General features: G+C 55.5%; 10 protein-coding genes. 8 read left to right on the top strand and 2 right to left on the bottom strand.

Annotation, left to right across the window (positions count from 1 at the left end):
• The first annotated feature begins 40 nt into the window (after positions 1 to 40).
• The 5 genes from NOR97_RS20100 to NOR97_RS20120 all read left to right on the top strand — a co-directional run bounded on the left by NOR97_RS20100 (position 41) and on the right by NOR97_RS20120 (position 8,545).
• On the top strand, positions 41 to 1,120 hold the full coding sequence (locus NOR97_RS20100) for a class I SAM-dependent methyltransferase (protein ID WP_171676802.1): 1,080 nt from the start codon (positions 41 to 43) through the stop codon (positions 1,118 to 1,120).
• Positions 1,121 to 1,144: 24 nt separating this feature from the next.
• Positions 1,145 to 2,365: an NAD(P)/FAD-dependent oxidoreductase gene (locus tag NOR97_RS20105; RefSeq protein ID WP_171676800.1), complete on the top strand. Its 1,221-nt coding sequence runs from the start codon at positions 1,145 to 1,147 to the stop codon at positions 2,363 to 2,365.
• Between the two features lie 407 nt (positions 2,366 to 2,772).
• Positions 2,773 to 4,485 carry an adenylate/guanylate cyclase domain-containing protein gene (locus NOR97_RS20110; RefSeq protein WP_171676798.1) on the top strand — a complete coding sequence of 571 codons (1,713 nt, stop codon included), beginning with the start codon at positions 2,773 to 2,775 and terminating at the stop codon, positions 4,483 to 4,485.
• Positions 4,486 to 4,854: 369 nt separating this feature from the next.
• On the top strand, positions 4,855 to 6,597 hold the full coding sequence (locus NOR97_RS20115; RefSeq protein ID WP_171676829.1) for a sigma-54-dependent Fis family transcriptional regulator: 1,743 nt from the start codon (positions 4,855 to 4,857) through the stop codon (positions 6,595 to 6,597).
• Between the two features lie 148 nt (positions 6,598 to 6,745).
• Positions 6,746 to 8,545, top strand: a complete 1,800-nt coding sequence (locus NOR97_RS20120; protein WP_171676796.1) for an NAD(P)/FAD-dependent oxidoreductase — start codon at positions 6,746 to 6,748, stop codon at positions 8,543 to 8,545.
• Positions 8,546 to 8,608: 63 nt separating this feature from the next.
• Here the strand turns inward: NOR97_RS20120 and NOR97_RS20125 are convergent, their stop codons facing one another.
• Positions 8,609 to 9,469, bottom strand: a complete 861-nt coding sequence (locus NOR97_RS20125) for a DMT family transporter (protein WP_171181573.1) — start codon at positions 9,467 to 9,469, stop codon at positions 8,609 to 8,611.
• Positions 9,470 to 9,585: 116 nt separating this feature from the next.
• Between NOR97_RS20125 and NOR97_RS20130 the strand changes: the two genes are divergently transcribed.
• A complete protein-coding gene (locus NOR97_RS20130; protein WP_171676794.1) occupies positions 9,586 to 10,980 on the top strand; it encodes a PLP-dependent aminotransferase family protein in 1,395 nt (464 codons plus the stop codon).
• 60 nt (positions 10,981 to 11,040) lie between these two features.
• Here NOR97_RS20130 and NOR97_RS20135 read toward each other — a convergent pair whose 3' ends face one another.
• Positions 11,041 to 12,948, bottom strand: a complete 1,908-nt coding sequence (locus NOR97_RS20135) for a DUF3604 domain-containing protein (RefSeq protein WP_171676792.1) — start codon at positions 12,946 to 12,948, stop codon at positions 11,041 to 11,043.
• 108 nt (positions 12,949 to 13,056) lie between these two features.
• On the opposite strand from NOR97_RS20135, the gene NOR97_RS20140 reads away from it, so the two are divergent.
• Positions 13,057 to 14,034: a helix-turn-helix domain-containing protein gene (locus NOR97_RS20140; protein ID WP_171676790.1), complete on the top strand. Its 978-nt coding sequence runs from the start codon at positions 13,057 to 13,059 to the stop codon at positions 14,032 to 14,034.
• A gap of 49 nt (positions 14,035 to 14,083) precedes the next feature.
• Positions 14,084 to 15,022, top strand: a complete 939-nt coding sequence (locus NOR97_RS20145) for an alpha/beta fold hydrolase (RefSeq protein ID WP_257601425.1) — start codon at positions 14,084 to 14,086, stop codon at positions 15,020 to 15,022.
• Position 15,023 lies beyond the last annotated feature (1 nt).

The raw sequence follows: 15,023 nt of genomic DNA on the forward strand, positions 1-15,023 counted from the left end.
AAACAGACGATATGAACGCCAAAAACATCGGAGAAGCCCCATGAACGACCAAACAACAGTTACTTTTGATGAGGCCAAGGCAGAGCGCTTTGGAGAGCAGATGGTCGACACATTGAATAGTGCCGCGCTCGCGTTGATGACGTCGATTGGCCACCGTACCAACCTATTTGACGCGCTCGCCGGTTTACCCAACGCGACCTCGAAAACTCTGGCCGAGAAGGCTGGTTTAGCCGAGCGTTACATTCGTGAATGGCTGGCTGTGATGGTGACGTCAGGCGTGGTCGATTACGACCCCGGAGCCGGAACCTACAATCTTCCGCCTGAACACGCGGCGCTGCTTACTCGCGCGGCGGAACCCGACAACATGGCTGTAACCTGCCAGTTCATTGGTGTCATGGCCTCGGTCGAGGAGGACATGGTCGCACGGTTTCGAGATGGGGCTGGCACCCATTACCATGACTACTGTCGCTTTCATGAAGTCATGGCAGAAGACAGCGCTCAGCTGGTGGTATCGGCCCTGATAGAGCACATCCTTCCTGTGGAACCCGGTCTGATCGAGCGTCTTGAACACGGGATTGATGTTCTGGACGTGGGCTGTGGCGCAGGCCGCGCGATGATGGAACTGGCCCAAGCCTTTCCTGCAAGCCGCTTTATGGGGATCGATCTGTGTGAGGACGCCTTTACTGAAACGCAAGTCTCAGCGGCACGCATGGGTCTGAAGAACCTGACGTTTCGTGCGCAGGACCTTTCCAAGGTCAAGTCTCTGGGACGTTTCGATCTGATCACAGCGTTTGATGCGGTGCACGATCAGAAAGACCCGCAGGGATTGCTGGACCTTGTCTACCGCTCACTCGCCGAGGACGGATTGCTTCTGATGCAAGATATAGGCGGATCCCGGAATCTAGAAACCAACATCCAAAATCCGTTTGCACCCCTGCTTTATTCCCTGTCGCTGATGCACTGCACGCCAGTGTCAATTGGGCAAGGCGGGCCAGGCCTCGGAGCAATGTGGGGCATTGAGACAGCACAGGAATACCTCGCCAATGCAGGCTTCGGGCAGGTCGAGACCCATCACCTGCCTCATGATCAACTCAACGCATATTTCTTCGCGCGCCGTTAAGCGCACTGTTTTTGGAGTTCTCAAATGACATTTCCCCATTCAACAACCGCCATCATTATCGGAGCCGGTCTTTCCGGGTTGGCTGCGGCCTCTGAACTGCGCGCCCGGAACATTCCGTTCACCATTCTGGAAGCGTCCGACAGGGTGGCCGATCCGTGGCGCGCACGGCATCCGAAGTTGCGGCTGAACATTCATCGCCATTTCGCCAGCCTTCCCGGATATCACGCACCTCGTAACTCGGACACCTTTTTGCCCCGAGATGCTGTTGTCGATTACCTGAGCGAGTATGCGCGTCAGTTTGCTTCCGATATCCACTTCGAGACCCGCGTCCTGTCAATCCTCCACGAAGACGACATCTGGCAGATTGAAACCAACAGGGGCACCTATTTCAGCGCTCACCTGATTGTCGCAACGGGGCGGGAGAAAGTGCCTGATATGCCCGTTTGGCCGGGCATGGAGGAGTTTGGCGGTCAAATCATCCACGCCGCCGACTTCGATGACCCCAGTGAATACGACGGGAAGAAAGTCCTTGTCATCGGGGCCGGCAACTCGGGCACAGATGTGTTGAATCATTTGTCTCGCTGTAACCCGGCGCAGGTCTGGGTTTCGGTCAGGCACGGGCCATCGATCCTGCCATCCCGCGTCTTCGGCTTTTCGCTACAGCGGCTGGCCAACCTCTTCACGCTATTCCCCAAATGGTCGCTCGATCCGATCTTTTCGATCATGCAGCGCGCCTTCTTTGGGAACCTGCGCCGCTATGGCTTGCGCCGCCATGTCATGGGCGGTGGTTCCCGGATGCTGAAAGACGGAGTAACCTTCGCTCTGGATGATGGTTTTGTCTCTGCGCTGAAGTCTGGTCGGTTTGCGGCCGTCAGCGAAACCGTCGGCTTTTCACCCCACGCCGTTGAACTGGCAAGTGGTCGAAAAATCTACCCTGACGTAGTGATCTGCGCCACTGGTTATCGAGCAGATCTGGATGAACTCTTCGGGCACATGGGTGCGTTGGACAACAAAGGTTACCCACTTCATCCGATGGGTCAGGAAGATCCCCGAAATCCCGGTCTTTGGTTCACAGGGTACGGATTGTTGTTTCAGGGATTTTTCCACGCGGCGGGTATCAGCGCAAATCGCATCGCGACCCACATCGAAGCGTGTGCCAACGCGTCGTCCCAAGCTCAATCATCAAGGCACCTTTCACAAGGTGTAAATCAAGGCGTTCGGTCTTTGGAAGAAGCAGCGCGATGAACTTTTCAAACTCCGCACTGATGCAGCCGCCACCAAAGGGCTGGTGGCTGCATATCACAAGCATCTGTCAACTCTTTGGGAACCTCCTGCGCCGGAAACGGAAGGTTTATTGCTTGGACGAATTGCCTAACCATCTGTTGCGTGACGTAGGTCTTGAGCGCCTCATCGAATTGAAACCCAAGGCCAATTTCCAACACCGTCTGCTATAGCGTTTCTCGGGTCGGCTGTTTCCTGTAACTTAGGGTCAATTGCGGGAGAGCCTGAAATCCAAAGCTGCATGAGTTGCGGTCGTTCAAGGACGGCGCGGCGAATGTTGCCGATGAGCCCAAAGGTGACGTTAAAAGGCGACCTTGTCGGGCTGACAGAAGTCGAGTGTCGCGTTAAGTTCCTTAAAACAGGGGGAACGAATGGACAGACGTCTTACGACGGTGCTTGCGGCGGACATTGTCGGCTACTCAGCACTGATGGATTATGACCGGGAAGGTACGATTAGTGCGCTCCGATCATTTCGTGAAGATACGCTCCAATTGCTTCTGAAAGCCCATGGCGGGACAATGATCAAAAGCTTGGGCGATGGTTGGATCGCCGAGTTTAAGTCCACATCAGACGCTGTAGATTGCGCTATCGCAATACAGTCTGCTCAGAAACCAGACAGTATCAAGCTTCGAATTGGCATTCATACCGGCGAGGTTGTCACCGAAGGCGACGACATTTTTGGTGATGGAATAAATGTCGCCGCTCGTCTCGAAGCAATGGCCGAGCCAGATCAGGTATTGTTGTCGGATACATCTCACAACAGTCTTGACCGAGGCGATGCATCCAAGTTCGACGGCGGTGAGCAGACGGAACTCAAAAACATCACGCGCCGCATTGGTGTTTGGTGCTGGCCTAAGGGCACTTCAGCCAACCTATCTCAAAAAACGGATGCTAGACCTGGGATTGCAGTGCTTCCATTCGACAATATGTCTGATGATCCCGAACAGGAATTCTTTGCGGACGGAATCACAGAAGACATCATCACAGAGTTGTCTCGTTTCCGCTGGCTGATGGTCGTGGCCCGAAATTCGTCCTTCACTTTTAAAGGCAAAAGCACGGATATTCGCGAAGTTGGTCGCATACTTGGAGTGCGCTATGTTCTCGAGGGCTCGGTCAGACGAGCAGGTCAACGCGTCCGCATTACTGGGCAATTGATTGATGCGGAAAACGGCAGTCATCTCTGGGCAGAACGCTTTGACGGCGTACTTGATGATATTTTCGACCTTCAAGACAAAGTCACGCTGGAAGTCATTACAGCGATTGAGCCATCGCTACGGCACGCCGAAACAAACCGCGCGCGCGCGAAACCCACGGATAATTTGGAAGCCTATGAACTTTACCTGCGAGCGCAATCGCACTTCCACCTATTGACGGATGAAGACAATCGAGAGGCCATAAGGCTGACGACCCTCGCACTGGGTCGCGACCCGGAATATGCGTCAGCATCAGGTTTGTTGGCTTGGTTGCATATTCAACGCATGGTCCAAGGGCTTGAGCCTATTGGCGAAGGGCCGAAAGAGGCCGTAAAAGCAGCCGAACGGGTGCTGCTTAGCGATCGTGCAGACGGGATCGCACTGGCGTATGCTGCGCATTCAATCTCAATGCTGGCGCGGGATTTACCACGCGCGCGGGTTGCGTTTAAACAAGCTCTCGAGCAGAACCCAAACGCCGCAACAGTTCACATGCTGGCGTCCATCAACCTGTTTCTGCTTAATCGCCCAGAGGAGGCACTCAGCCACGCAACTCAATCTGTGGACTTCAGCCCGCACGATCCATTGCGCCATGCTGCTTATCTCGCTCAAGCAAGTGCACTATTCCATCTTGGGCGCTATGAAGAATCCATTAAGGCTTGCCGAAATGCCTTATCTGTGCGTTCAAACTTCGTAATGAGTCATCTCATGCTGATCGCTGCTCTGGGCCACCTCACCGATGGTGATGCTGCTCGCGAAGCGGTTGCAAATCTTCAGGCTTTGCGCCCAGGGCTGACCGTAACCTCGGCGCAGACTCAATTACCAATATTCACTGTCCCATCTTGTGCAAACAATTGGCGTGAAGGTTGGTTAAAAGCAGGGTTACCGCAATAGGTGACTGGTATAGTTGGTGAACATAGATTAACGCCACTCGACGCGAAGTTAGCGAAACCTCAGAAATTTGAAACCAAGAAAACTGAATCCCCGCAGTAAAGTCTTTATTACATTTTGCCACACTCAAAATCCTTACTGTCCGCTACTTTCCGGTTCGTCAGCGGTTCAGCAAAAGGTAGTTCGTCCCGGACCTGTCGCTCGTGGATAGCGCGGCGAAAGCGTCGGGAGAGCCCGAAAGTGAGCTATGCCGCGCGTTCAACGAAGGTCAGCTTGACGAAACGAAGCGCCAAACGTTTGCCAGACGAAATTTGAGCATAGGCGCGAAGCCTTCCACCTGCTATTTTTAGGAAGGGTTTGCAGGACGGGAAGCTGTTGGATCGCCAGCATTCAAAAGAGATTGACCGTGTCTTGAGCGGGTTCGATACAGGGCGAGACCGACTTGTCGCGGACAGCTGGCAGCGCTGTGTTGAGACCTATGGTATGGATCCCTCACGACAGGAACCAGCGTACATACTGCCTGACACCAAATTCCGTGAACATCTGGAACAATCCGAACGTCTGATCGCAACGGCGCGCTCGGGGCTGCAATCGCTGTTTGCGCAGGTGGCAGGGCAGAACTATGTCCTGCTGCTTGCGGATGCAGATGGCGTCTGCGTCGATTTCTTTGGCGACCGGAACTTCGAGGACGAACTCAGAACTGCCGGTCTTCATCTGGGATTCAAGTGGACGGAAGAGTTGGCAGGAACGAACGGGGTAGGGTCGTGTATCGTTACAGGTCAGCCGGTGACGATCCATCAGGGGGATCATTTTTCGATCACGCATACGCCGCTGTCTTGTACGGCAGCGCCTATTTTCGATACCAAAGGTGGTCTTGCGGCTGTTTTGGATGTTTCGTTGTTGCGTGGCCCTTCGCCTAAGGCGTCGCAGAATCTGGCCATGACATTGGTGACGAATTCCGCCCGTCGCGTCGAGATGGCAAACCTGATGGCATCGACCAGGCGCGATTGGGTCCTGCGCTTTTCAGCAAGCCCCGAATTTCTCGAGGTCGATCCTGAAGCGGCGGTTGCAGTGGACGGAAGCGGCAAGATCATTGGTATGACCTCGGGGGCCCGACGCGCACTGGACCCGGACGGTTCGGGCCACCTGATCGGGTCGCAATTGCAGGACTGGCTTGAAATCAGTGTTGATGACATGCCGGAGTTCATGCGCGGCAGACCGTCCGAAGACCGCGTTCTACACCTCAAGGACGGGCGAGCGCTCTATGGTCATGCCGTTGCGCCACAGACGTCGCAGATGACGGCGGCCCTGCGCAAGCGAGAACAGGTTCTGCCCGGAGCCCTTGGCAGTTTTGCGGGGCCGGATGCGGACCTTCAGCAGCTTTTGAACAATGCTGCGCGTCTTGCACCGACCAGCCTGCCGCTTTTGCTGACTGGTGAAAGCGGCACGGGCAAGACCAAACTGGCGCGTGCGATCCACATGGCCGATCCTGCGAGACAGGATTTCCACACAGTGATCTGTTGCGATACCGAGACATTCGATTTCTGCCAAACCATCGACCCCGGCACGCTGTTCCTGAGCGGTGTCGAAGACCTGAGCGAGCCTGCACAGGCCTCTCTTTTAGCAGTGCTTGAGCGGCGGGCTGATCTGAGGATCATTGCCTCATGTCGGCAGCCCCCGGCGGGATTGCAGGGCGGTCTGCGTGAAGATCTGCTGCACCGGATTGCGGGGGCCACATTTTCTCTGCCGCCTTTGCGCCACCGAGCGGATCTGGATTGGCTAATTGATCGCCTGCTTCGACGGTTTGCAAGCCATGATATTCACCTGTCGACAGTCGCGCGCGCCGATCTGAAATCACGACTATGGAGCGGCAATATTCGTGAACTGGAACATCTGCTGCACAGCGCGGTCGCCCTGTGTCAGGACAACATCATCGACTTGACGGATTTGCCAGCCCCGGCGCTCGCCCCTGCGCAAAAGCTGGACTCAGATGATCTGGAAGCACTGCTGCGTGCTTGCGATTGGAATATGTCTCAAGTGGCGCGACGCCTTGGCGTGAACCGGTCGACAATCCTGCGCCGTGTGCGAAAGGCCGGGCTTATTCCACCTGCATAAACGCACATGCCTTCGTGTTGCGCCCTTGTTGCGCGCGCAACAAGTCTTGGGATTTTTGGCCGAGGTCAAGCGTTGAGCCGCCAAATCGACTTGCCCGAAGGGACGCGGATTTGCCAGCCTTTTGCTCCGTGGAGATAGGGAGGATGACATGCTCGACACAACACTCTCGGATCAGGTGCAGGGGTTCCTGGATGACTTCGGTACGGCTTTATCCCAAGGCGATATCGATGCCGCCTGCGATATGTTCCAGGACGATTGCTATTGGCGCGATCTGGTCAGCTTTACCTGGAATATCAAAACGGTCGAAGGCAAGGCGCAGGTGGCAGATATGCTCGCGCATCAGTTGGCCACAACAAAGCCGAGCGGTTGGAAAATAGCCGAAGGTGAAGTACCCACTGAAGATGGCGGAATAACCACCGCATGGATCGAGTTCGAAACCGAAGTGGCACGCGGCTTTGGGTTAATCCGCCTCAAGGATGGCAAGATATGGACCTTGCTGACCACGATGGTCGAGCTGAAAGGTCATGAAGAGCCTAAAGGGTTCAACCGCCCACTTGGGGCCAAGCATGGTGCGGGTAAACACAGGACCACATGGGCGGAAGAACGGGCCCAAGAAGAGGCTGAACTGGGCAACAAAACACAGCCCTACTGCGTCATCATCGGAGGTGGTCAGGGTGGGATCGCCATGGGTGCGCGGCTGCGACAGCTCGGCGTCCCGACGATCATCGTTGAACGGAATGACCGGCCTGGCGATAGTTGGCGCAATCGCTACAAATCCCTCTGCCTGCATGATCCGGTCTGGTATGACCATCTGCCTTACATCAAGTTCCCGGAAAACTGGCCCGTGTTCTCGCCCAAGGACAAGATCGGCGACTGGCTTGAGATGTACACCAAAGTGATGGAGCTGAATTATTGGACGCGCACGACGGCCAAATCCGCCACCTTCGATGAAGACAAGGGCGAATGGACTATCACGGTGGACCGGGATGGCGAAGAGGTGGTGTTGCGGCCCAAGCAGCTGATCATGGCGACGGGTATGTCCGGCAAGAAACGCATGCCTGATTTTCCGGGTATGGATGTTTTTAAGGGTGAGCAGGCACATTCTTCGGAACACGACGGGCCGGCCAGATGGGCAGGCAAGAAAGTTGTCGTGGTGGGGTCCAACAACTCGGCCCATGACATCTGCGCCGCGCTTTGGGAAAACGATGCCGATGTGACAATGGTGCAGCGGTCCTCAACCCATATTGTCCGCTCGGACACCCTTATGGAAATCGGACTGGGCGATCTTTATTCTGAACGTGCGGTGCGGTCTGGCATGACGACCGAAAAGGCCGATCTGATCTTTGCATCACTGCCTTATCGCATTCTGCATGAATTCCAGATTCCGGCCTATGCCGCGATGAAAGAGCAGGACAAAGAGTTTTATGACGGTTTGGAAAAGGCCGGGTTCTGGCTGGATTGGGGCGATGACGAAAGCGGGCTGTTCATGAAATACCTGCGCCGCGGATCAGGCTATTACATCGATATTGGGGCCAGCCAGTTGATCATTGATGGTGAGATCAAGCTGAAACGCGGTCAGGTTACAGCCCTTGATGAAACCGGAGTCATCCTTGATGACAGAACGCATCTGGATGCTGATCTGGTGGTCTATGCGACCGGGTATAATTCGATGAACGGCTGGGTTGCTGACCTGATGGGTCAGGATATGGCGGATCGGCTTGGGAAATGTTGGGGTCTGGGCTCTGACACAACCAAGGACCCGGGGCCTTGGGAAGGCGAGCAACGCAATATGTGGAAGCCGACACAGGTTCCAAACCTTTGGATGCATGGTGGAAACCTGCATCAGTCCCGGCATTATTCACAGTTTCTCTCGCTGCAGATAAAGGCTCGGATGGAGGGCATCCTGACGCCGGTCTATGGCCTTCAAGAAGTGCATCACCTCAGTTAAAGCATGCGCTACAACCAAGAAGCGGACTTTCAATTTATTCGATTGAAAGTCTGCTTTGTCCCGTTACGCGAAGTGCTTCGCACCGGCCACGCAAATCACGACGAAAACCGTTACCCCGATCATCGAAGGCGCGACCGGTTCCGCTAGTAAGGCCGCTGCAAGGATCAAGCCGAAAAATGGCTGAAGCAGTTGTAGCTGCCCAACACCTGCTGTGCCCCCGCGAGCCAGACCGCGATACCAAAACACAAATCCAACCAGCATCGAAAAAATGGAGACGTATCCCAAACTGAGCCAGACAGGCATGCTCAAATCGGCAAATGTGTCAGGCCATGTGAAGATTGCGAGAATGACCATGAACGGTGATGACAAGACAAGCGCCCAGGAAATCACCTGCCAGCCGCCCAATCGACGCGAGAGCAGCGCCCCTTCGGCGTAGCCCAATCCGCAGGCGAGGATGGCCGCCAGCATAAACAGGTCTCCAATCAGGGACACTTCTGCACTTTGCGTGAGGGCAAAACCAACGACGGCCGCACTCCCCAAGACGGAAAACAACCAGAACATTCCGGCCGGACGTTCGCCGCCGCGCAACGCGCCAAATGCAGCGGTACTCAAGGGCAAAAGCCCGATGAAGACGATTGAATGCGCAGCCGTGATGTGCTGAAGGGCCAAGGCTGTCAGCAGAGGAAAGCCGATCACGACGCCCAAAGCCACTGTTATGAGGGATCCCAGATCCGCCAGCGAAGGTTTAAGCTGTTTGAATAAGACCAGCAAACACAGTGCTAGAGCTGTCGCCAGCACGGCACGAGCCGAGGTCAGAAAAAGAGGGTCAAATCCATTTATGGCCACTCGTGTCGCGGGCAAGGATCCACTGAAGATCAGCACACCGATCAATCCACTGCCCCAACCCGAAAATGAAGACGTCATCGCCACACAATCCTTTTTGGATCTTGTAGTGGAAGCGCTGTAGTAAATGCAGATACAGAACAGTACAGTTCACTCGAACTGTAACGGTAGATGAACCCAAACAGATTGATTGTACCATGGCCAAAGCGACCCGTCGCACACTCGTGATGGACCATATCACACGCAGGATACGGTCTCGTACATATAGCACAGGAACCAAGCTGCCGTCTGTCCGGGTGCTCGCACGTAGATTGGGCGTCTCACCCTCGACCGTAGTTGAGGCCTACGACGTCTTGGCCGCTGAGGGCGTTATCTTTGCCCGACGCGGTTCTGGTTTCTTTGTTTCCGACCGCGTTCAGCCCTTTGTCGTGTCGCAAACCGGGCCACAGCTTGAGCGAGAGATTGATCCGCTTTGGGTCGCTCGGCAATCCATTGATGCAGAAGACAGCATGGAGAAGCCCGGATGCGGGTGGATGCCGTCAGACTGGATGCCTCTGGCGTCACTGCGTCGGGCCATGCGTAATGTGGCACGGGGCAACAGCAATGTGTTGACCGATTATAGCAATGCAAAGGGGCACGCGGGCCTGCGCCAACACGTGGCACGCATGTTGGGCGATCAAAACATAGACGTCGACCCAAACACCGTTTTGCTTACAAATTCTGGGTCACAAGCGCTGGATTTGATCTGCAGATTGCTGCTCAAGCCGGGTGATACAGTTCTGGTGGACGATCCGTGCTATTTCAATTTTCAAGCCCTCTTGCGTGCGCATCAGGTCGCACTTGTTAGTGTGCCCTACACGCCCAATGGTCCCGATCTCACGATATTCGAAAGCGTTCTACGCAAAGAGCGTCCCCGACTCTATCTGACCAACTCGGCATTGCACAATCCAACTGGCGCGACGCTCTCAGCAGCGACCGCGCATCGCGTGTTATCTCTGGCCGAGACCCATGATCTGCTTATCGTGGAAGACGCTATCTTTGCTGAGTTCGAGCCGGGCCTGTCTCCGCGTCTAGCCGCGTTGGATGGGCTGGACCGTGTTCTTACGATTGGCAGCTTCTCCAAGACGCTTTCGGCGTCGCTACGATGCGGATACATAGCTGCCAGGCCTAGCTGGATTGCCGCCCTGATCGACCTTCAGGTCGCAATCAGCTTTGGTGGGCCGAGCCCGATGGTGTCAGAATTGCTGCACGCAGCCCTCACCGATGGGAGCTACCGCAAACATATGGACACGCTGAGGGCCAAACTGGATCGCGCCCGCGCGCGTTCTATCGATGAGTTGGGCACCCTAAACATCAAGCCCTTCGTGTATCCCAAGGGCGGATTTTACCTATGGTGTGAGCTGCCAGACGGAAGGGATTCGGCCCTGCTGGCACGGGAAGCTCTCAAACAAGGCGTTGTGCTTGCCCCGGGAAATGTCTTCAGTCCGACCCGGTCCAAGAACTCGTTTATGCGCTTCAACGTGAGCCAGATGACGGGAGTGACGCATAAAAGGCTGCTTCGTGAGCTGATGAGTGCGGCCGAGCCACAATGACCGCTTTGCGGAAGCCGCATTGCAGCGTTGTTTGATGAAGCAAATGTCGGCATTGGGCCGTCAGCCGGGCGTATACCAGATCGGGGCCGTATAGGCGCGTTCGGTTGTAACCATCGGCACTTCGGGTGGCATTTCGACGCCAAAGCGCTTGGCTTCATAGGCGGTCCAGCGCGGCGTGGGGATTTCAATGACCCGTGCGTAATAGAAGGACCGCAGTTCCGGATCAAAGTCGGGATCCGTCCAGATACCGATCAGTTCCGGGGCCCCGATGGTATTGGTCCAGGTGGCATTGGTCACGTCGACCGTATTGCCGACATCACCCACTGTTCCATCTTCGTTTGGTTCCCGATCCCCGGACCAGACCACGTCATAGATCTTTTCCTGTCCGTTTCCATCGGAGTCGATCCAGCCCTTGATGATCTGAATGCGGTCCAGATTGCCCGAGAGGGGATCGCGCAGGGCAGCCACCAAAAAGGACGGCACCTGGCCCTCCCGAGGTTGCGCTAGATCCCCTCCCATCGGCACGCCCTTGGCGTAACCGATATCCGCCGGCAGACGGCTGAGTGTGTCTTCCCCGGAGAATTCATAGCCCCCAAAGAATCGAACCAGCATGCGAGAGCCGGTTGTGCCATAGACCTCGCGCCGCTTCATCGCATCGAAAATGGCTTCGCGCGTGTTTTCGACAGCCCAGACCGCCGCATAGCCGCCTGCTGCCTGCTGCCAGCCAAGGATCGACAGATCCGGGTCAGGCGCCTCAATCACAGTATGCTTCCAGCGATGCGGTTCTGGCTCGACGCCGGAATGCTTGCCGAAAAAATTATTCTCTTCGACTGCGGTCAGTCCATTATGGGCGTCGGTGCTGCCGATCTGACCAAACTTGAACGGGTTCACTCCAAACTGGGCCTCCAGCTTCATGCCGTTCTTCAGGGCTTCACGGGTGTACTCATACTGAAGCATGTCCGGCTCTTTCAGCTCTGTACCGTCCAGATTGGACCGGTCCCAGATGTCTTGATCCGCAAAGGCATCGTCAGGCGACAGCATCGGATGTGCCTCGCCTGTGCCTTTGATCTGGGTGACCTCGTAGAGCCGTTCGAACCGGTTGCGCAGCCGAATAATTTCGTCGGTCAAAGGGCCGCCGTCAAAGCTTTCCACATCGAACATGCGCCCGTTGCTGAGGTTTCCGTTATGCGGAATGGCAATGACATCGCCGCCGGTGCGCTCTTCGAACGCGGCCAGATGGCGCCACAGGTCTTCGGGGTTCTTGCTGTCATATTGTGAAAATGGCAGCGTCTGATTGGCTTCGTTCGCATCTCCACGAAAGATCACGTTGCGATGCAGGTTGTTGCCACCATTGGTGGTGTATTCGTACCCGATCACAGCCGAGAAACGGCCCGGTTCGTTGTAACGGTCTGCCAGTGCGGTGTATTCTCGCCAGGCATTCTTGACAGCCGCGCCACTCTCAATCGGAGGTTCGTCATCGGACAATGTGCCGACAATTTCCATCGCAGTGTCAAAGGCCCTTTGGTCATCACCGCTGGTCAGCGCATCGTACCATCGCTTACCGGTCTCTGTCGCCAGAATCTCCCGATCACCCTTCAATAGTTGTGGCATCAGCCCGTACATTTCGGCGTGATCGGCAATGACCACGAAATCCAGCGGACGCGACAGCTTGGCGCGCAATCCATGAGTGGTGATCACCTCTTCACCGCGCGCAAAGCGAAAAGCATCTTCCTGTGTCAAACGGGTCATGGTTCCCGCATCAACGGAGACGATGGTGTGCAGATGCGTATCACCCCACATGGGTAGCGTTGGGAAATTGCGCCCGGCATAGGGGGAGAATTCCTCGGTCCCCAATACCTCCTTTACACTGTCTTCGTGCAGAGTGTGATCTTGGGCGACAACCGGACCTGACGCGATCGCGGTAACGAGAAGGAAACAGGTTAAGCGGTTTATCCGGGACCATATCATGATCATACCTCGTGCACGAAAAACGCTGTGATGATAAAATGATGAGGTAGTTTGCAATATGCGATTCTGGCCTGACCGACGGGATCCCGGTCCGCCCGAGGGGACGCAATGACGGAAAACACCACGAACATGATGGCCGATACCGTTCGGGTTTTGCCCGTGAACGGCATAGAAGCCATGCAGGAAGGCGTCAAAGGCGCGTCGGTTGAACCTACACAACTTGGCAAGGGTGCGGTCAGGGGAAAGCTGACCTTTGCGGACCTTGGAGGTTCAGATCTGACCATCGGGCGACTTAGCGGGTCGCTGGCTATCAACGGACCGCTGTCGCAGGACCGACTTGTGCTTGGCGTATTACTGGAGGCCAACGACACATCGCGGCAGTGGTCAACCTCCACCCGTACAGGCGATGTCGGAGTGTTCCCGGCTATGACAGAGCATGCATCAAGGTATTCAGGCCAGTCCGGCTATCTGACAATATCAGCCGATCTGGACGACATTCGTGAACGTGCCAAATTCCACGAAATACGGCTGCCGCGGAAGTTCTGGCGCAGGGGGCAAATGTATCGGGGATCGATTAACGCGATGCGACATCTTTTGAAGACCAGCCAATCAATCGAAGCGGCGTTGACAGATTCACGACATTCGATCTCCATTCCGTCAGCCGCAGCATCTGCAAGGCGTGAGATTATTGATGCGTTTCTGTATAATTTCGATGGCGCCGTCGGCCTGGAACAACTACGCCATGTCGCTTTCAGGGACCCTCAGCGGGTTGTCCGGCAAGCACAGGAGTACATCTGGCAACACTCGCATCGCGCCGTCAGCCTGGAGGAGATCTGCGGGGACCTGCGCCTGTCAGGGCGTAGTTTGCATCGCGCCTTTCATTCGGTTCTGGATATCTCTCCGGCGGCATATGCGCGAAACTGGCGGTTGACGCAGGTCAGACGCCATCTGGCACAATCGAATGGTGCGGATGTAAGCGTAACTGAAATTGCTACCAGATTTGGCTTTTGGGAGCTCGGTCGGTTTTCCGCGCAATTCAGGGCATTGTTTGGAGAGCTTCCCAGCCAGGTTCTGGCGCGCCAGTAGAAGTTGATCGGTTGTCATTATTGCCTTTCTACAACTCCAAAAGTTGATGATGCGCGAACGTCTGTTATGGGGAAGCTGCACTGCGGCGTTTAATGACTTGGCCGAGGGCGGCTTTGGGCCGGTTGTTTATGTCCTTGAGAATAGGGCGGGGATGTATGCTGAGACGGTTCCAAGTTCTGCGCTCGAGTCTACAAGGGAAGTCGGCTGTGGCAGCATGCATTTGTATAAAGGTCGTGCTAAAATCTGTTCGTCTGTTTGGACGGGGGAAATCATGCCGACAGCCATTCTGAACGGCGCGAAAATTTACTACGAAGATACTGGTGGCGAAGGCGAAGCGGTCTTATTCTCGCATGGCCTTCTGTTCAGCGGGGCCATGTTTGAAACGCAGGTCGCTCACTTGAGGGACCGCTTTCGCTGCATCACGTACGACCATAGGCGTCAGGGACAAAGCAGTGTGACCGAAAGTGGTTATGATATCGACTCGCTGACCGCCGATGCCGCAGAACTAATCAGAAGCCTGGACGCGGCACCTTGCCATTTTGTCGGCCTGAGCATGGGTGGGTTCGTGGGCATGAGACTGGCAGCTCGTGAACCAAGCCTTTTGAAATCGCTGACGTTGCTTGAAACCAGTGCTGATCCTGAAGAGCCAAAAAATGCTCCCAAATATCGAATTTTGAACTTTGTGGCGCGATGGATCGGATTATGGGCCGCCATCAATCAGGTCATGCCAATAATGTTCGGTCGCTCTTTTCTTGCCGATCCAGAACGAGCGGAAGAAAGGAAAAGGTGGTCAAAGGCAATTGTGAGCAGCCATCGGATCGGGATCACACGGGCGGTCAAAGGTGTGATTTCCAGAGAAGGCTGCGCCTCAACGAGAGTGAGAACCGTCACCTGCTCACCTACCTCTATGGCCCGGACGGCTATCTCCCTGCTGATCCATCGGTTTACGAAGGCGTACGCGAGACTGCGCGGCGGTATGGGTTTCTGAA

It is taken from the genome of Ruegeria sp. YS9 (assembly GCF_024628725.1).
Lineage (GTDB): Bacteria > Pseudomonadota > Alphaproteobacteria > Rhodobacterales > Rhodobacteraceae > Ruegeria > Ruegeria atlantica_C.